Raw genomic sequence first — 17,610 nt, forward strand, 5'->3', positions numbered from 1 at the left:
CTCACTCGCCGCGGTGGAGGCGGCAGGCGCCATCACGGCAGGCCTGCATGCGCGCGGCCATCCGCGCCGCGCGAACGCGGCGGATGCCGCGCACCAGCGGTGCGCTTGTCCGCGAGATCGCCTGGCGGTGCCGCGCGAACCAGCGGTAGCCCAGCTCGAAGGCCGGCTGCAGCGGCGCCCAGCCGATCGGCTTCAGCACCCAGCCCAGGCCCACCGCCTCGTAGGCCAGCCGCAGCACCTGCACGCCGTGCAGCACCCGGCCGTCGGCGGCGATCGCGTGGATCTCCTCGTTCATCGCCTGCAACGTCACGCCATAGGGCGTCGGATCGAACCCCTCGGCGCTGATGTCGACGAAGGCCAGGCGCCCCGCCGCATTGCGCTCCCACAGGTGATCCATCTCCAGCGAGCACACCGGGCAGGCGGCGTCGTACAGCAGCGTCATCGGGTACAGGGCGTGGTTCATCGCGAATGCTCCTTCAGAAATTTCTGTCTATAGAGAAATTACCCAGCAAAAAAAGAGGCCTCAGGGACCCAGCAACTGCGCCGGGTTGATCTCTTCGGGCGCCGCAGCGCCGTCGCGGCCGAGCAGCTTCTTGATCTTCGCGCCGAGCTTCAGCACCTTGGTCAGCGTGTCGGTGTCGAGCTTCAGCATCTCGTCGCTCCACGCGGTCAGCGTGACCAGCAGTTCCTGCGTCTCGCGGATGCGCAGGCGCGCCTCGGCCGGGTCGCGGCTCAATGCGGGATCGGCCAGCAGTTCGTTCAGCACCTCGATGGTGGGTGCGATCTCTCGACGTTGGCGCTCACGCACCACGGTGCGCAGCAGCTCCCACACCTGGGTCGAGGTCTCGAAGTGGTCGCGCCGGTCGCCGGCCAGGTGCACCAGCTTGATCAGGTTCCAGCCCTGCAGCTCGCGCAGGCTGTTGCTGACGTTCGAGCGCGCGACGTCGAGCGTGTCGGCGATCTCCTCGGCATGCATCGGCCGGCCGGTGATGAAGAGCAGCGCGTGGATCTGCGCCACCGTGCGGTTGACGCCCCAGCGCGTGCCCATCTCGCCCCAGTGCAGCACGAATCGGGAGAGGGTCGGCGACAGGTTCATGAGGCGGACTCTAGGGTCGCCAGATATTTCTGTCAACACAGAAATTCAGAAAATGCAGATCACGCGAGCGGCGACGAGACGATCCAACCTTCGAGCGGATCCGCATCGGCCGGCCGGCCGAAGCCGGGTTGCCCGGCCGCCCACGCGGCCTGCATCAGGCACAGCACCGCATCGAGCCGGTCGCCCGACGCATCAGCGACCAGCGCATCGCGTTGCGCATGCGACAGGCGCAACCGCAGCCCGAGGCGCGAGCGGCCCTGCTCCAGCGCATCGAGCAGGTCCTTGCGGGCGATCAGGCGATCGGGCGTCTGGCGGGCCTTGTCGTCGGCCTTGTACGAGCGGCGGCCGATCAGCTCGCACGCCAGCAGCCCGGGGTAGCCCTCGAGCGCGACGCGCTGCGCATCGCCGGCGTGCAGGCCGGGCAGGTCGACGCCGGCATCGATCAGCAGCGGCACGCCGGCATGCAGCATCAGCGCGACCGGCGGGTTGACCCACTTCATCGACGGCGACGAGCCGGCCGGCCCGTCGGCCGCGCGGTGCGCGAACTTCGCGCCCACCGGCCGCGCATCGCAGAACGCCGCGAAGCGCGTGCGGATCTCGTCGCGCGACAGCCCGGCGTAGTGGCGCATCAACGGCAGCCAGGCCAGCGGCCAGCCGAGCGCCTGCACCAGCTCGCGCGGCAGGCCGAACGGAAAGTCGAAGGCCGCGAGCCATGGCCCCGGCGTGCGCAGCCACGCGGCAAAGCCTTCGAAGTGCTCATGCGTCTCGATGCGCTCCAGCCGCACGACGGCGTGTGCGAGTTGGCCGCGCGCGACGGTGATCGGCTTGCGCCGTGTCGGCCGGCTGGTGAAGTCGACGCCGGCCAGGGGCCGATCGGTGTACTGAAGGGAAACGGAGGTCATTGGGGTGCCGTTACAGTCGGGCCCTCACTCTAGCGACCCCCATGGCCGACCACCACGCTGAACCGCACGCCGACGCTTCCGCAGACAAGTCCGCGCCCTCTTCGTCGCCCGCGCCGGCTTCATCGCCATCGCCCTCCTCGCGCGAGGAACCGAAGGAGCGCCTCGTCACCACCGAGCACCGCGCGGTCGTCGGCAAGCGCACGCTGGACTACAGCGTGACCTGCGGCACCGTCGTGCTGCGCGAGGACGAGCAGCGCGACGGCCAGCGCAGCGCCGACAAGCCGCGCGCGAGCCTGTTCTTCATCGCCTACACGCTGAAGGGTGCGAAGCCCGAGTCGCGGCCGGTCACGTTCAGCTTCAACGGCGGGCCGGGGTCGAGCAGCGTGTGGCTGCACCTGGGCATCCTCGGGCCGCAGCGGGTCGTCACCGACGAGATGGGCAACGCACCGCCGCCGCCCTACGCGTTGACCAACAACGAGCACACGCTGCTGACCGACAGCGACCTGGTCTTCATCGACCCGGTGGGCACCGGCCATTCGCGCATGGTCGAGGGCGAGAAGGTGGCCGAGTTCCACGACTACCAGCGCGACCTCGACGCGGTCGGCGAGTTCATCCGCCTCTACCTGGCACGCTACGGCCGCTGGGGCAGCCCGAAGTACCTGATCGGCGAGAGCTACGGCACGACACGCGCGGCCGGGCTCTCGCTGCACCTGCAGGACAAGCACGACGTGTTCCTGAACGGCGTGATGCTGGTGTCGCTGGCAGTCGACCTGCAGACGCTGCACTTCGACCATGGCAACGAACTGCCCTACCCCTTGTTCCTGCCGACCTACGCGGCCACCGCGTGGTACCACCGCGCGCTTGCGCCGGCGCTGCAGAAGAAGCCGTTGGCCGCGGTGATCGCCGCGGCCGAGGCCTTTGCGCTCGGCGACTACACGGTGGCGCTGATGGCCGGTTCGACGCTCGACGCGAAGACGCGCCAGCGCATTGCCGAGCAGGTGGCGTTGTACAGCGGGCTGAGCGTGGCCTATGTGCTGCGCTGCGACCTGCGCCCGCGCGAGTTCCGCTACTTCAAGGAGCTGCTGCGCGAGCGCGGGCAGACGGTGGGCCGGCTCGACAGCCGCTTCCTCGGCCTGGACCGCGACGATGCCGGCGAGGAGCCCGAGGGCGACCCGGCGATGAGCAACCTGCTGGGCGCGTATGCGAGCGGCATCAACCGGCTGCTGAGGGACACGCTGAAGTTCGACACCGACGCTCCCTACGTGGTGCACGCGCCGATCTGGGACAAGTGGGGCTGGAAGGATTTCGCGGGCAAGTACGTGAACGTCGGCGGCAGCCTGCGGCGCGCGATGCACGCGAACCCCGCGATGCGGGTGTACGTGGCGAGCGGGTACTACGACCTCGCGACGCCGCACGCCGCCGGCGACTACACGCTGAGCCACCTGGGCCTGCGCGAGCCGCTGCGCAAGAACGTCAGCGTCAGCTACTTCGAGGCGGGGCACATGATGTACATCCACCAGCCGTCGTTGAAGCGGATGGCGGGGGAGTTGAGGGCGTTCGTGCGGGGGTGAGCGGGCGCTTCGCACTTGCGCTCACACGCGCATTTCATTGATTGACGGATTCGGCGGCGGCCTGGAGCAACTGGCTGATCTCTTGACGAATTGCATGGTGCTCGCCAGGTTCTTTGCCGAGGCGCGTGGCCAGGTCCAGCGGTGAACCTTCCAAAGTCGCCCAATGCGGATCTGCACCGAGTTCAATCAAGGTCTCAAGCGCCTCCTTGGTCATCTGCCCCATAGTGATCAAATAACACAAGGCACTCGTTGCCACCTCTCTGGGGCAAGCATTGAAAGCAGCTGCCGAGCCTTGCGATGTCAAAAGCTGGCGCAGACTCGGCACGCTCCCTTCACCGACACGAAGTTGCATCGACAACGCCCAGAGCATCACGGCCTGATTCACCTGCGCGATAGCCTGGAAACTCTGCCAGGCATCAACCTCACGCTGCAGGCGACTGGAGGCCTCTGCATCGACGGCGCCTGCGAGCAGAACTTGGACCATGGGCTCATCGAGCGGCGACCGATTCAATGTCGACAGCAACGCACGACATGACCATTCCTCGTGCCGTTTCGCAAATTTCGCTCGCACTGCAGGCGATGACAGCAGTTCGGCGACCAATGCGGTGTCGCCTGCTTCACAAGCCTCGCTCAGTCGAGCTTCCCACTCGCCTTGTGCACCATACAGCTTGACCTCTGCCCGGACCCACTTCGGCTGGAGAGATGCCTCCGGCACGACGTCATTCGAGAAGATCGAACCGTCAGGCCCTTGATAAGCGATGAGTTCGTCGGGAGCCAAGCCGGCATCCTCGCGCTGTGGCCCGGTGAGCAAACAGTCCGTCTCGGTGCGCAGTTCCTGGATGGGCGCGTTCACCGGAATGGGGGATTCCAGGCCTCGCAGCGAGTCACTCTCGTACGGCCAACTGCCCGGAAAGGGCACGCGAAGTTCTTCGGGCCTGGGCAAGCCCGCATCGGTTGCTTCGCTCTTGAAGCTCTGCCATGGCATCGGTATTTCTTGACCCGGAGTCCACGACTTGCAGATGGTCGCATCCTGAGCGGCCGCAAATCGGCCGTCGTCGAGCATGAATGCCTGACGGCCAGTCCAGAAGTCGTAGATCACCTGCGTGTCATCCGGCATCACGATGGACAGCCACGCATGATCCAACGACGTTGAAGCCACGAGATCAACCCGCTTGCAGCGCGGCGCACCCGGACGCTTCAGTCTGTCGATCATCGCCTCGAAGGTGACGGCACTGATGGAAGCACAAGATTTCGCGGCGCCCCTGGCGGCAATCCTCTCTATCGGGACGCCGGATCCCACGAAATGCCATAGCAAGTCGAGTCGCTGCCTGGACTCCCCCTTTGTTCTCAATACGTCGCCCAACAAGTTCCCTGCGTAGCTCGACATGACCGAGCCCACTTCCTTGCCGACGTCTTCCACCATCGTCATGACAGCCCAGGTGTCGGGGCTCTCGATGGGCTTGATGCGGTAAGTGGGCCGCGCTCGTGTTTCGGCTTCGTACCTGCTGACAAGCTTGTCGAGTTCGTGGAGTTCCCCGCATATTTCCACTGAGGCCGGGGTGTAAGGCCCCATCACGCGAGATTCGAATTTGCCTGCGGAATCCCGGAGGGTGCTGGTACGACCGATCATGAATCCAACTCCTGGTGAGGATGAATGGCGGTCCCGCCGCTGGTGGACGGCCGCACAAACTGTCCTGCATGAGTAACGATTCCGCCTCGCCAGTTTCGGCAGCCTTCACGGCATGCGTCATCGAACAATTGACATCGAAACGAAAGTCCGAATGCAGCGTGATCAGCCCGTCGCCAGCCCCACCACCCCCGCAGCGATGCACGCCGCCCCCACGATCCGCGTGCCGCGCTCGCCCTCGCCCAGCAGCCGCCCGCCGAGCAGCGCGGCGAACAGCATCGAGACCTCGCGCGCCGGCGCCACGTGCGACAGCGGTGCGAGCCGGGCCGCATACAGCACGAGGATGTAGCCGAGCGGGCTGATCACGGCCAGCACCAGCGCGTGCTTCCACAGCGCGCGCGCCGATTCCATGAAGGCCGTGGGCTTGCGCAGCGCACTCGGCAGCATGAACGGCAGCCGCGCGAGGTTGCCGAAGTAGTCGATCAGGATCGGCGAGATCAGCATCACCTTGACCGAGTAGCCGTCGATCAGCGTGTAGAGCGCGATCATGCAGCCGGTGGCCGCGCCGTAGCCCAGGCCGGCCATCACGCGCTGCCGCTGCACCGGGTCGTGCGCCCGCGCCCACAGCGACGGCCCGCCGGCGATCAGGAACACCCCCCCGGTGACCGCGAACACGCCGAGCACGCCACCCAGGCTCATGTGCTCGTCGAGCAGCAGCAGCGCACCGAACGAGCTGATCAACGGCCCGGTGCCGCGCGCCACCGGGTAGACCACCGTCAGGTCGCTCGCCGCATAGCCGCGCAGCAGCACGTTGAAGTACACGAGGTGGGTGATGCCGCTCGCGAAGATCAGCGCCCATTCCTTCGCGCCCCAAAGCGGCACCGTGCCCCAGGCCGCCCATATGCCGACCGGCCCCCACAACACCAGGATCATCAGGCTGGACAGCAGCGCGAAGCGGCTGTCGCCGCCGGCCTTCTTGGCGACCAGGTTCCAGGTGGCGTGCAGCAGGGCGGCGATCAGGACGAGGGAGAGCGCGAACAGGGACATGAAGACGCAGGCAGGGCGAAACCCGCATTGTCGTCAGAGTTGCGGGCGTGCCTCGCCCGCTCGACATCACGCCCGAAGCTCGACCCCGGGCAATGCCGGCCCAGACGTGAGAGGCTCCTGCAACCAGTCGCGAACGCTGCTCGCTGCGGCCAGCACGCGATCGAACAAGACCATCAACGCGGGCTCGTCGAGTTCCGTGAGGCGAAGGCGCGTCCACAGCGAGAAGCGGCCGCTCTCGGGTTCGACGGCGCCGATCAATGCGGGATGTTCCGCAGTGAACTGATTCGCAGTCAGCAAGGGCAGCAGGCGTTGCGCATCGCCCGGATCTACAAGCGTGGCAATCTCGGCTATCACGATCATGAATCCTTCCTGGTGCCCCAACAACCCGACCGTCAGCCCCTCATCGATGGCTAGTGCGATGCTTTGTCGACTCTCGTCCAAGGGTGCGATGCCGAGACGCTCGCACAGCGGACGGGTGACATCCTGGAAAGACGGTGCAGGCGTCATTGCAACTCGCCTTTGGCAAGATTGGCAACTGCGTTCTCGAGCTCATGGAGCAACTGCACGCGCTCGCCATACATCGGATCCATGAAGTCAGACATAGAGAACATCTGCGCGTGTGCCACCGGCGACCACCCCGTCGAATCCACTTTGATCGGCGAAGCGCCCCTTTCAAGCAGCAGACGAGTCAACGCCAATGAGCCGGTCCGGCATGCGTGACCCAAGGCGGTGAAGCCGTCCCAGCACGAAGAATCATCGATGACCGCTCCAGCTTGAATCAGCAGACTGACCGTCTCGACATCGGCAATGCCGCAAGCCGCCAACAATGGCGTCTTGCCATTCTTCAATGGCCTGTTGATGTCCACGCCACCGTCCACCAAGGCCTTGACGACCGATTGGTTGACAGGTTTCGCCTCGATCACCTGGTACAGCAGCGTTGTTGCGACCTTGTGCACGTCCCTGTCGGCCTTCGAGTAATGCGACGCAAGCAGGCGTTGAATCTCCCTCGTGTCACCCCAGGAACATGCGGTCTCCAGGTTCACGTGCCAGATCGCGACAGTCAGCATGCGACCGATAGCCTTGCCCTCGATGGCCTTCAGCAACTCGAGCTGAAGGCGTTCGGCAGACCCATGCGCAAGTGTCTCGGTTACAACGCTGAGGCACACGAGTTTGATGATTGCTCGTTGAACCACGTGGACACCGGACCGAGCGGAAACCTGTTGCGCCGGCTGCGCGATATACCAGGGACTCGTCCCCTGGTGTTCCGCCCTCAGCGCCGAGACCAGCGACTTGAACAGCAACTGCACCAGGCCGGTGTCTCCCTCTCTGATGGCAACAACCAGCGCATCGAGAGCACCGATCGGTATTGCACCGAACTGCGCTCCCGATTTCAGCAGATGTTTGATGCTCCCGACATGGGGCTGGTTGCATGCGAGGGTCAGCCACCCGGCGCCTAGGTCGCCGACATCTTCGAGATCCCGCGCTCTCAATGTCCGCTCCAGCTCAGACACGTCGTCACGCATCACGGCGTACTCGATGGTCTGCATCCGATACGTGAGCGCCTTCTGCGACATCTCCCATGCGTCGCCGCCGTTGTCGGAAAACGCCTTGCCGATGGCTCGGCTCCACGTAGTCGATGGCCTGCTCATCGCACCTGCCAGGACACGACAGCACACTGTCTGATACTGGGAGGGGAACGCTTCACGGATATCGCTGCGTTGCAGCAGCTTGGTCAATTGGTGGAGGTTGTCCGTGTTGAATGCCTCCCTAACGCCAGCTTCCCACTCGGCCAGGAACAAGCCAACAAATGACACCATATCGACCTGTCGGACCGATGATTCATTCACCACATCGTTCGAGTAGTAGGCGCCGCCACAGTGGTAGGCGATCTTCTCGTTTGGCAGCAAACCTCGCTCCGCTGCCTGATCGTCCGTGAGGAGGCAGTCCGCCTCTTGTCTGGCAACCCCGGAGCCGTACCTGAGAGTCCGTTGGAGGTAGGAGGTCAGATCGCTTGGACTGACATCTCCGAGAAGATTCACGGAGCTGGGCTTCAGCTCAGCGTTCTGGATCCCGCCTGCATCTAGAGCTTGCTGCTTCAACTCCTCCCACCGTTGCGGTACGACGTCTCCCGGGCGCCAGCGTGACCGTACGAGAAGATCGCCCGCCGTACCGAACCTGCCGTCCTGCGCGAGGAATGCCTCCGGGTTGATCCACTGATCGTGAACCACGACGGAGCCGTCCTTCATGAGCACTCGCACGAACGCGTGGTCCGACATCTCAGATTGGACGCGCTCGATGCACACGCACTGCGGATTCGGCTGACTGGCGTAGTGCTCGATCAGAATTGCTTGCGTTGCGAGGGCGAGCGATTGACACTTTCTTGAGCCCTCCCGCAAGCTGTTGACAAGCAATCCCTTATCGAATAGATCATGTAAGTTTTCGACGCGAAGAAGCAGCCAATTCGATTTTCCGTTCGACGCAATGATGTGCGATAGCACATTGCCTGAGTCGCGCGAAAAGCCCTCGGCAAGCTTTCTTTTCAGCATGGGAGCCAGCTGCATGCAATGCATGGCGTCGTCACTCACGTCCACGATCACATAGTCGGCGCTGCGCCCGGTGGTGGCCTTATGACGACTGACGCGCTGGACGCCCAGTTTCACCTGCCTCCCTTCAACGAAAGCACTGGCCGGCGTGTCGGGCCCCTGCACATTCTCCGGAAACTCCCCCCGGGTATTGCGCAGCGACGTGCGCAGGTAGTTCCGATAGGAGGCGGAGGAAGGCGGGGACTGCATGGTTCGTGCTCGTGGCAAGGAGGGATCGACCTGACGGCATGCCGCAAGCGTTCGCATGAATCGTGCGAAGCCGGTGCCGTCAACCTGTGGGCATGAGTGGTCGTAGGCACGTCGCAGTTCCCGTCGTCCACACCGGCATGCGTTCCCGTCTCAGAGGCCAGGATCCAACCGTCCAGGGCCCTGCCACAGCCTCACCCGATGCCGCGCAGCAACTCCACAAGCTCTCGATTGCCGCGTCGGCGCGCGATGCGCAGCGGCGTGTCACCGCGCACATCGCGCCGCCTGTCATCGCGGCCACGCACACCAGGCAACTGCAGCAGCCACCGCACCACATCGACCTGACCGGACTCCACGGCCAGTTGCAGCGCCGTTCGCCCGCTGCCGTCGGCGCGCCCATGCGCCGCCCCCAGCGCCTGCAGGGTCGCGAAGATCTCTTCGTCCGTGCCGTCCACCTGCGCCGCGATCTCGCGCAATGCGACGGCCAGCCGCCGCTCACGGTGCCGCGGTGCGAAGCGGCGGGTGGCATCCGGGCACACCAACAGGTCGACCACCTGCGCGTGGCCCCGGCGACCGTGGAGACACACCGCCTGCGTCCATTCATCGATCGACATGCCGCGCAGGTGCACTGCCAGCTGGCGGAATGGAAAGTTGGCGCGCGCGCGCCTCGATTCAGCGTCAAGCACCTGCCGCAGGCGCCGCGCATCCACCAGGTCACCGTTCAGTTGCCACAGGCTCTCGACGCATCGGTACACCACGCGCTCGTTCGGCAGCCTGCCCTGCGCCGCACGCTCGGGGCTCGTGAGAATGGACTCGAAGCGGTTCCACATGGAGGCGGTATCGCCGGCGACCCACGACGCGACGAAGTCGGCGCGCCAATCTGCCACCCGGCGCGGCGGCGCCCGCCGCGCCAGCTCGCGACGCCCGGCAACGGCAGCACGCTTGAGATCGCGCCACGAGACATCCACCTCATCGCCGGGGTCCCACCGCCGCGCCACCCGCACCGGAGGGCGCTGCGAGAAGAACCCCTCGTCTCGCAGGTGCGGCTCGGGAAACGCAGCCCAGTAGTCGTGCACGACCGCCTCGGCCCCCTGCCCGACCTCGCACCAGCGGTGCGTGTCGGACTCCACTAGGAAGACAGGCTGCTGCAGATGCCGCGGCAGCCGCCGACAGACATCGACCAGGATGTGGAAGACCACCACCGCGGCGTTGTCGCAGGTCGCGTAGCCAAACATCAGGCTCGCCAGCACCGTGCGCTCACTCGCGTCGATGCACCCGGACAGCATGCACCACATCTGCAGGAAGGCACGCGCCGACGCGCCGCGCGTGGCCTCGATCGCCCACAGCAGGTTCGCCGGGAACGGACCTATCCACTTGCAGTACTCGGGCCAGGCCACGGGAAACACCTGCATCGCCGCCATGGTTCGCAGCTGAACGCAGACGGCGCGCAGGCTCGGCGGCGGGCCCTGCGGGTGCAGCGCTTGATACTTGCTTTGCAGCGCGTCGGGCCGCCGGTGGGCCTGCGCGCCGGCCCCGGTGTGCCGCACGGACTGCTGTGGGATCGAGAGAGACCGCTGGAACGAAGCATGCTCCTGGGTGACGGCCGCCTGCAAAGGGTTCCACGGCGCACGGGCCCCGGCTTTCACCGTTTCACCCTTCGCGCTCCTCCCCTCGCTTTTCTCCCTTCACTTCTCCCCTCACCCCTTCGACGCCGCCACCCGCATCGTCACGAACTCCTCCGCCACGGTCGGGTGGATGCCGATCGTGCGGTCGAGCTGCGCCTTCGTCAGCCCCGCCTGCACCGCGACCGCGAAGCCCTGCAGCACCTCGCCGGCATCGCCGCCCACCATGTGCGCACCCAGCAGCCGGTCGCTCGCATCGTCGACCACCAGCTTCAGCAGCGTGCGCTCGGTGCTGCCGCTCAGCGTGTGCTGCAGCGGCTTGAACTCGCTGCGGTAGATGCGCAGCACGCCGTGCCGCGTGCGCGCGACCTCTTCGCTCAGGCCCACCGTCGCGGCCTGCGGGTGCGTGAAGATCGCGGTCGGCACCGTCGCGTAGTCGAGCACCGGCCGGCGGCCTTCGCCGAACAGCCGGTCGATCAGCACCATCGCCTCGGCCAGCGCCACCGGCGTCAACGCCTTGTTGCCCACCAGGTCGCCCAGCGCATGCACCGAGGGCACGTTGGTCGTGAAGCCCTCGTCCACCGGCACCGTTCCGTCTTCGTTGACCTTCACGCCCACCTCGGCCAGCCCCAGCCCGCGGCTGCGCGCGCGCCGGCCGGTGGCGTGCAGCACGGTGTCGGCCTCGAGCACGCTGTCGTCGATGAGCTGCAGCCGCTGCACCTCGCCACGCCGCTCCACCGCGGCGATGCGCGACTCGAGCCGGATGTCGATGCCCTTCTTGCGCATCTCGGCGGTGACGAAGCGCGCCATCTCGCCGTCGAAGCCGCGCAGCAGCTGCGGCCCGCGGTGCAGCAGCGTCACCTTGGATCCCAGCCCGTGGAAGATCGATGCGAACTCGCAGGCGATGTAGCCGCCGCCCACCACCACCAGCCGCTTCGGGAACGGCGACAGGTCGAACATGTCGTCGGAACTCATCGCCCACTGGGCGCCGGGGCCGTCGAGCCGCACCGGCTCGCCGCCGGTGGCCAGCAGGATGTGCCGCGCGGTGAAGCGCTGCTCGTGGGTCGTGGTCTTCACGGCCACCGTGTGCGCATCGAGCAGCTTGGCCCAGCCGCGCACCAGCTGCACGTTGGCGCCGCGCAGCAGCTCGGCATACACGCCGTTGAGCCGCGCGATCTCGGTGCCGCGCCGCGCCTTCAGCACGTCCCAGTCGAACTCGGGCTCGCCCAGCGTCCAGCCGAAGCCGCGCGCCTGCGCAAAGGCCTCGTGGTAATGCGCCGCATAGCTGTACAGCTTCTTCGGGATGCAGCCCAGGTTCACGCAGGTGCCGCCGAGCGCGCTGCCCTCGGCCAGGATCACCCGCGCACCGAGCTGCGAGGCCGCGCGGCTCGCCCGCACGCCGCCGCTGCCGGCACCGATCACGAACAGGTCGCAGTCGTAGGATGGGCTTGCCTGGCCGGCATCGGCGAAATTGCCACCGAAGTCGGCATTGTTGTCAGCTGTCACCGTCATGCGAAGGCTCCCTCTCCTGTCGTCCACCGTCTTCCATCAGCGCCCTGAGCGTAGCGAGGCTGTCGGCTTCATGCAAAGGCTTGTCGTGCCGGATGCGCAGCATGCGTGGAAAGCGCACGGCGATTCCACTCTTGTGGCGCGGACTCGCGTTGATGCCCTCGAAACCGAGCTCGAACACCAGCGTGGGCCGCACGCTGCGCACCGGCCCGAATTTCTCGAGCGTCGTCTGACGGATGATGCGGTCAACCTCGGTGAATTCGTCATCGCTCAAACCCGAATACGCCTTCGCGAAGGTCACCAGCTGCAGCGCCCCGGCCTGCGCCGGCTCGCGCCGGGCGATCGCCTCGACCACCGCCTGCGCCTCGGCGGCATCCTGCGGCGGCGTGCTCCACACCGCGAAGGTGTAGTCGGTGTAGACGCTCGCGCGCCGCCCGTGCCCGGCCTGCGCATAAACCAGCACCGCATCGACGCTCAGCGGGTCGATCTTCCATTTCAGCCAGGTGCCGCCCGTCAGCCCCTCCTGCTTGCGCCGGCCGCTGCCGTACTGTGCCTGCGCGTGCTTCAGCATGAAGCCCTCGACGCCGCGGCCGCGCGATTCCTCGCGCAAGGCGGCCAGCGCGGCCCAGCTGTCGCGCTGTTCGAGCGGCGACACCCGCATCGTTCGCCCCGCGGAGGCGGCTTCGAGCAACGCACGGCGCTCGCGTTGCGGCCTGGCGCGCAGGTCGACGCCCTGCCATTCGAGCAGGTCGTACGCGATGAAGCTGGCCGGCGCATCGGCCAGCACGCGCTTGGTCAGCGTCTTGCGCGCGATGCGCTGCTGCAGCAGGTTGAACGGCGCCGGCGCATCGCCCTTCCACACGAGGATCTCGCCGTCGAGCACGCTGCCGTCGGGCCATTCCTGCGCCAGCGCGACGACCTCGGGAAAACGCTCGGTGACGAGCTCTTCGCCGCGCGACCAGATCCAGGTCTGGCCGCCGCGCCGCACGATCTGCGCGCGGATGCCGTCGTATTTCCATTCGACCAGCCAATCGCCCGGCGCGCCGAGCCGCGCGTCGAAATCGGGCGGCAGCGCCTCGACGGGATGCGCGAGGAAGAACGGATACGGCTGGCCGAGCGGTGCTGCGGCGCCCTCGCCCATGGGGGCGACCAAGGCCGCGAAGCGCGCCGCGTCGGGCGTCTGCTTCGCATCGGTCCAGCCCATCATGCGCTGGGCCACCAGCTTGTCGTCGAGCCCGGCATGCGCGGCCAGCGCGCGCTGCACCAGCAGCTTGCTGACGCCGACGCGGAAGCCACCGCCGATCAGCTTGGTCAGCAGGAAGCGGCCGGTGGTGTCGAGCTCGTCCCAGAACGCGGCGATGCGCGCCGCCTGCTCGGCCGGCGAGAGCCCGCGCAACGGCAGCAGCCGCTGCTCGACCCACTCGGCCAGACCGACGTCGCCTTCATGCTGCGGCGCCGGCAGCACCAGCGCGATCGTCTCGGCGAGGTCGCCGACCGCTTGGTAGCACTCGTCGAACAGCCAGTCGCTGATGCCGGCACGCTCGCAGGCCAGCGCGCGCAGCGTCGCGGTGGGCACCACCTGCCGCGGCTTGCCGCCCGACAGGAAGTACACCGCCCAGGCCGCATCGCCGGGCGCGGCCTCGGCGAAGTAGCGCTGCAGCGCCGCCACCTTGGCCGAGGTGGCCGTGGTCGCATCGAGTTCGGCGAAGAGCCGCGCGAAGCGCTTCATGCGGTCGGCTCCGGATCGGGCGCGGCCGCTTGTTCGCTATCGCGCTGGTCATCGCGCTCGTCGTCATATTCGGTATGGAACGCCCCGGCCTGCAGCCCCTGCTCCTGCAGCCAGCGCACCATCACCGCCTCGTAGCCGTGCGTGACGATCACGCGCGAGGCACCAGTCGCGCTGATCGCGCGCCGCAGCCCCGGCCAGTCGGCATGGTCGCTCAGCACGAAGCCGCGGTCGACCGCGCGCCGGCGCCGCGTGCCGCGCAGCTGCATCCAGCCGCTCGCGAACGCATCGCCGTAGTCGCCGAAGCGGCGCGTCCACGCCGAACCCTGCACCGAAGGCGGCGCGATCACCAGCGCTCGCGCGAGGCTCGCCTTGTCGGTGGCCTCGGTCGCCAGCTGCGTCGGCGGCAAGGCCACGCCGGCCGCGCGGTAGGCCTGGTTCAGCGGCTCGACGGCGCCATGCACGACGATCGGGCCGATCGACGCATCGACACCCGCGAGCAGCCGCTGCGCCTTGCCGAAGCTGTAGGCCATCAGCAGGCTCGCGCGGCCGGCGTCGGCATTGGCGCGCCACCAGGCGTCGATGTCGGCGAACACCTCGCGCTGCGGCCGCCAGCGGTAGATCGGCAGGCCGAAGGTCGATTCGGTGATGAAGCAATCGCAGGGCACCGGCTCGAACGGCGTGCAGGTGCTGTTGTCGTCGCCGGCGCCGCTGACGAAGTAGTCGCCCGACGCCACCCACACGCGGCCGCCCTGCTCGAGACGCACCTGCGACGAGCCGAGCACGTGACCGGCGGGGTGCAGCGAGAGGCGCACGCCGTGGTGCTCGATCACGTCGCCGTAGGCGAGCGTCTGCAGCGTGATGTCGTCGCCGAGCCGCGCGCGCAGCACGCCCTCGGACGGCGCCGACGCGAGGTAGTGCGCATGCCCGCGCCGCGCATGGTCGCCGTGCGCATGCGTGATCACCGCCCGCTCGACCGGGCGCCACGGGTCGATGTAGAAATCGCCGGGCGGGCAGTACAGCCCCTCGGGCCGTTCGATCACCAGGTCGTCGACCGCCATCGCCGGCGCCGTCAGTAGCGGCCTGTCTGGCCGGCGATGCGCAGGTAGACATGCGCGCACCACGCGACGAAGCCGCGCCGCAGCGTGCCGGCCAGCGTGCGCGGGTGCGCGAGCTTCGGGTCGATCTCGCGCGACTGCGCCGCGGCGGCGTCGAAGCGCTCGGCGAGCGAGCGCGTGAAGGCCTCGTCGCGCACGATCACGTTGGCCTCGAGGTTCAGCAGCAGCGACAGCGGATCGATGTTCGAGCTGCCCACCGTCGCCCAGTCGCCGTCGATCACCGCCACCTTGGCGTGCAGGTAGGCCGGCGTGTACTCGTGGATGCGCACGCCGTGCGCCAGCAGCTCGTCGTACAGCACCCGCGCCGCCAGCCCGGCGATGCGGTAGTCGAGCTTGCCCTGCAGCAGCAGCCGCACCGCGACGCCGCGGTCGGCCGCATCGCGCAGCGCGCGGCGGAACGGCCGGCCGGGGTAGAAGTACGGGCTGATCAGGTCGACGCGTTCGCGCGCGCCGCGGATCGCATCGATGTAGCTGCGCTCGATGGTGCGGCGCTGGCGCAGGTTGTCGCGCAGCACGAAGGCGGCGCGCACCGGCGGCAGCGCATCGGGGCTCAGCTGCAGGCCCTTGCTGCGCGGCATGCGCAGCCGGCGCATCAGGCGTTTGGCGCGCGCGATCGGCTCGGCGCTGCGCGCGAGGGCCACCATCTCCTCGCGGAAATCCTGGCCCAGGCCGGCACGCGTCCACACCGCGCGGATCGCCTGCTCGACCGGTGCGACCACCGGCCCGCGCAGCTGCACCGCGAAATCGAGGCGCGGCTGCTCGGTGACGCCGTGCACCAGGTCGATGCGGTCGTCGATCTGGTTGATGCCGCCGACGAAGCCGACCTCGCCGTCGACCACGCACAGCTTCTGGTGCAGCCGGCGCAGTTGGCCGGGCTGGAACCAGCTCCACCAGCTGGTGATCGGGCGGAACACCGCGAGGTCGACGCCGCCGTTCTCGAGCAGCGGCTGCAGCTGCGGCAGGAAGGCGCGCGAGCCGAAGCCGTCGAGCACCACGCGCACCGCGACGCCGCGCGCCGCAGCCGCCAGCAGCGCGTCGGTGACGGCGGTGACGCTGCCTTCGTGCTGGTAGATGTAGGTCGCGAGCCAGACCTCGTGCCGGGCCGCATCGATCGCCCGCGCCATCGCCGGGAAGAGTTGATCGCCGCCGCTCAGCAGCTCGACCTGGTTGTCGCCGCAGAACAGCGCGCGCGGCAGCGTGCTCCACAGGTCGTCGGGCAGCGGCGGTTCGCCGTGCCGGCGGTGGTGCTTGCGCGTCCGTGTCGCGGTCGAGGTCAATGCGGGCTCATTCCAGTTCGAGTTCGGCCACCAGCGGCAGGTGATCCGACATCCGCGCCCAGGCCGCCCCGCGCGGCACCGAGGTGCCGGTGCAGCGGAAGCCGCGCGTGTAGATGCGGTCGAGCGAGAACACCGGCATGCGCGACGGGAAGGTGCGCTGCGAGCTGATGCCGCGCCGCTCGGCGCGGTACAGCCCGAGCGCATGCATCGGCGCATCGAGCTTGCCGCCCCAGTCGTTGAAATCGCCGGCCAGCACCACCAGCTCGTTGGCCGGCACGTGGTTCGCGACGAACGCCCCGATGCGCTCCACCTGCCGCACGCGGCTCGAATGGATCAGCCCGAGGTGGGCGACGATCGCATGCACCACCACCGAATTCCAGTGCACGCGCACGTGCAGCAGCCCGCGCTGCTCGAAGCGGTGGTCGGACACGTCGTGGTGCCCGATCTCGTCGCCCAGCGGCCAGCGCGACAGCAGCGCGTTGCCGTGCTCGCCGCCCGGCGTGACCGCGTTGGTGCGGTAGGCCGCGTGGTAGCCGTCGGGCGCCAGGTACTCGGCCTGCGGCAGGCGCGGCCAGCCCTTGTGCGTGTCCGGAAAAAGCCGCGCCTCGGCGTGGTGGAAGCTGCGCACCTCCTGCAGGAACACCATGTCGGCGTCGAGCGCCTCGATGCCGAGGCCGAGGTTGTGGATCTCCAGCCGCTTGCGCGGGCCGACGCCGCGCACGCCCTTGTGGATGTTGTAGGTGGCCACCCGCAGCACGTGCGGGGGATGCAGGGTCGAGGGTGACGCGGTCATCGCGGGGTGTTTCCCAGGTCGAGGATGGCGGCTGCGTTGGTGCGCGAGAAGCACCGCGTGGCGGCGTCGCGCCACGGCAGCCATTCGAAGCGCATGTGTTCGTGCGGGCTCAGGCGGATCGGCGTGCCGCGATCGACCTGCAGCGTGAACACATGCTCGGTGTTGTGGGTGACGCCCGGCGCATAGCGGTGCGCCCAGGCCGGCAGGATCTCGTAGACGTGGCGGCGGTCGAGATCGACCAGCCGTTCGGCCGGCACGTCTGGCGAGCCGACGGCGATGCCGGTTTCCTCGGCGACCTCGCGCACCGCGGTGTCGCGCAGCGGCTCGTCGGCCGACGCGCGCGAGCCGGTCACGCTCTGCCAGCCGCCCGGCGCATCGGTGCGCTCCAGCAGCAGCACCTCGCGCTGCGGCGAATGGATCAGCACCAGCACCGATTCCGGCAGTTTCATGCCGTGAAGGATAGCGGCTCGCCGCGGCAGGCCCGTGTCGGCAGATGCCTCGCCGCCGGGTCGGGCAAACGCCCGCGCGGCGCG

The 17,610-nt window shown here is 67.9% G+C and carries 15 protein-coding genes; 1 reads left to right on the top strand and 14 read right to left on the bottom strand.

Annotated features, from left to right (window positions below):
• Position 1: 1 nt before the first annotated feature.
• From BUE42_RS05970 to BUE42_RS05980, 3 genes are read right to left on the bottom strand one after another with little or no spacing between them, the layout of a single operon-like run.
• Positions 2 to 463 carry a thiol-disulfide oxidoreductase DCC family protein gene (locus BUE42_RS05970; protein ID WP_073463700.1) on the bottom strand — a complete coding sequence of 154 codons (462 nt, stop codon included), beginning with the start codon at positions 461 to 463 and terminating at the stop codon, positions 2 to 4.
• A gap of 60 nt (positions 464 to 523) precedes the next feature.
• Positions 524 to 1,096: a GbsR/MarR family transcriptional regulator gene (locus BUE42_RS05975; RefSeq protein WP_073463701.1), complete on the bottom strand. Its 573-nt coding sequence runs from the start codon at positions 1,094 to 1,096 to the stop codon at positions 524 to 526.
• 59 nt (positions 1,097 to 1,155) lie between these two features.
• Entirely contained in the window at positions 1,156 to 1,998 is an 843-nt protein-coding gene (locus BUE42_RS05980; RefSeq protein ID WP_073463702.1) for a DUF429 domain-containing protein, read from the bottom strand.
• A 41-nt stretch (positions 1,999 to 2,039) separates the two neighbouring features.
• Between BUE42_RS05980 and BUE42_RS05985 the strand changes: the two genes are divergently transcribed.
• Complete coding sequence (locus BUE42_RS05985; RefSeq protein ID WP_073463703.1) at positions 2,040 to 3,569, top strand: S10 family peptidase; 1,530 nt, start codon at positions 2,040 to 2,042, stop codon at positions 3,567 to 3,569.
• A 34-nt stretch (positions 3,570 to 3,603) separates the two neighbouring features.
• Here the strand turns inward: BUE42_RS05985 and BUE42_RS05990 are convergent, their stop codons facing one another.
• The 11 genes from BUE42_RS05990 to nudB all read right to left on the bottom strand — a co-directional run bounded on the left by BUE42_RS05990 (position 3,604) and on the right by nudB (position 17,526).
• The gene (locus BUE42_RS05990; RefSeq protein ID WP_073463704.1) at positions 3,604 to 5,199 is read right to left on the bottom strand and encodes a hypothetical protein; all 1,596 of its coding nucleotides are present in this window, start codon (positions 5,197 to 5,199) and stop codon (positions 3,604 to 3,606) included.
• A gap of 162 nt (positions 5,200 to 5,361) precedes the next feature.
• Positions 5,362 to 6,243 (bottom strand): DMT family transporter, encoded by an 882-nt coding sequence (locus BUE42_RS05995; protein WP_073463705.1) that lies wholly within the window; start codon positions 6,241 to 6,243, stop codon positions 5,362 to 5,364.
• A gap of 66 nt (positions 6,244 to 6,309) precedes the next feature.
• The gene (locus BUE42_RS06000; RefSeq protein WP_073463706.1) at positions 6,310 to 6,750 is read right to left on the bottom strand and encodes a CesT family type III secretion system chaperone; all 441 of its coding nucleotides are present in this window, start codon (positions 6,748 to 6,750) and stop codon (positions 6,310 to 6,312) included.
• Complete coding sequence (locus BUE42_RS06005) at positions 6,747 to 9,035, bottom strand: ankyrin repeat domain-containing protein (RefSeq protein ID WP_073463707.1); 2,289 nt, start codon at positions 9,033 to 9,035, stop codon at positions 6,747 to 6,749. Before BUE42_RS06005 ends, BUE42_RS06000 begins: the two co-directional genes overlap by 4 nt.
• 191 nt (positions 9,036 to 9,226) lie before the next feature.
• Positions 9,227 to 10,678: an ankyrin repeat domain-containing protein gene (locus BUE42_RS06010; RefSeq protein ID WP_143171326.1), complete on the bottom strand. Its 1,452-nt coding sequence runs from the start codon at positions 10,676 to 10,678 to the stop codon at positions 9,227 to 9,229.
• A 51-nt stretch (positions 10,679 to 10,729) separates the two neighbouring features.
• The gene (gene gorA, locus BUE42_RS06015) at positions 10,730 to 12,166 is read right to left on the bottom strand and encodes a glutathione-disulfide reductase (RefSeq protein WP_083613907.1); all 1,437 of its coding nucleotides are present in this window, start codon (positions 12,164 to 12,166) and stop codon (positions 10,730 to 10,732) included.
• Positions 12,150 to 13,892, bottom strand: a complete 1,743-nt coding sequence (locus tag BUE42_RS06020) for an ATP-dependent DNA ligase (RefSeq protein WP_073463709.1) — start codon at positions 13,890 to 13,892, stop codon at positions 12,150 to 12,152. The genes gorA and BUE42_RS06020 overlap by 17 nt, the downstream gene beginning before the upstream one ends.
• Entirely contained in the window at positions 13,889 to 14,950 is a 1,062-nt protein-coding gene (locus BUE42_RS06025; RefSeq protein ID WP_073463710.1) for a ligase-associated DNA damage response exonuclease, read from the bottom strand. Before BUE42_RS06025 ends, BUE42_RS06020 begins: the two co-directional genes overlap by 4 nt.
• Positions 14,951 to 14,961: 11 nt before the next feature.
• On the bottom strand, positions 14,962 to 16,284 hold the full coding sequence (gene clsB, locus BUE42_RS06030) for a cardiolipin synthase ClsB (protein WP_073463711.1): 1,323 nt from the start codon (positions 16,282 to 16,284) through the stop codon (positions 14,962 to 14,964).
• A 7-nt stretch (positions 16,285 to 16,291) separates the two neighbouring features.
• A complete protein-coding gene (locus BUE42_RS06035) occupies positions 16,292 to 17,077 on the bottom strand; it encodes an endonuclease/exonuclease/phosphatase family protein (RefSeq protein ID WP_073463712.1) in 786 nt (261 codons plus the stop codon).
• Complete coding sequence (gene nudB / locus BUE42_RS06040) at positions 17,074 to 17,526, bottom strand: dihydroneopterin triphosphate diphosphatase (protein WP_073463713.1); 453 nt, start codon at positions 17,524 to 17,526, stop codon at positions 17,074 to 17,076. Before nudB ends, BUE42_RS06035 begins: the two co-directional genes overlap by 4 nt.
• Positions 17,527 to 17,610: the final 84 nt, after the last annotated feature.

The organism is Rhizobacter sp. OV335, from assembly GCF_900142965.1.
GTDB lineage: Bacteria > Pseudomonadota > Gammaproteobacteria > Burkholderiales > Burkholderiaceae_C > Rhizobacter.

Coding starts and splice junctions, on each gene's coding strand:
- BUE42_RS06020 (WP_073463709.1), bottom strand. CDS start 13,892: ATGAAGCGCTTCGCGCGGCTCTTCGCCGAACTCGATGCGACCACGGCC.
- BUE42_RS05975 (WP_073463701.1), bottom strand. CDS start 1,096: ATGAACCTGTCGCCGACCCTCTCCCGATTCGTGCTGCACTGGGGCGAG.
- BUE42_RS05995 (WP_073463705.1), bottom strand. CDS start 6,243: ATGTCCCTGTTCGCGCTCTCCCTCGTCCTGATCGCCGCCCTGCTGCAC.
- gorA (WP_083613907.1), bottom strand. CDS start 12,166: ATGACGGTGACAGCTGACAACAATGCCGACTTCGGTGGCAATTTCGCC.
- BUE42_RS05980 (WP_073463702.1), bottom strand. CDS start 1,998: ATGACCTCCGTTTCCCTTCAGTACACCGATCGGCCCCTGGCCGGCGTC.
- BUE42_RS06025 (WP_073463710.1), bottom strand. CDS start 14,950: ATGGCGGTCGACGACCTGGTGATCGAACGGCCCGAGGGGCTGTACTGC.
- BUE42_RS05990 (WP_073463704.1), bottom strand. CDS start 5,199: ATGATCGGTCGTACCAGCACCCTCCGGGATTCCGCAGGCAAATTCGAA.
- BUE42_RS05970 (WP_073463700.1), bottom strand. CDS start 463: ATGAACCACGCCCTGTACCCGATGACGCTGCTGTACGACGCCGCCTGC.
- nudB (WP_073463713.1), bottom strand. CDS start 17,526: ATGAAACTGCCGGAATCGGTGCTGGTGCTGATCCATTCGCCGCAGCGC.
- BUE42_RS06035 (WP_073463712.1), bottom strand. CDS start 17,077: ATGACCGCGTCACCCTCGACCCTGCATCCCCCGCACGTGCTGCGGGTG.
- BUE42_RS06000 (WP_073463706.1), bottom strand. CDS start 6,750: ATGACGCCTGCACCGTCTTTCCAGGATGTCACCCGTCCGCTGTGCGAG.
- BUE42_RS06005 (WP_073463707.1), bottom strand. CDS start 9,035: ATGCAGTCCCCGCCTTCCTCCGCCTCCTATCGGAACTACCTGCGCACG.
- BUE42_RS05985 (WP_073463703.1), top strand. CDS start 2,040: ATGGCCGACCACCACGCTGAACCGCACGCCGACGCTTCCGCAGACAAG.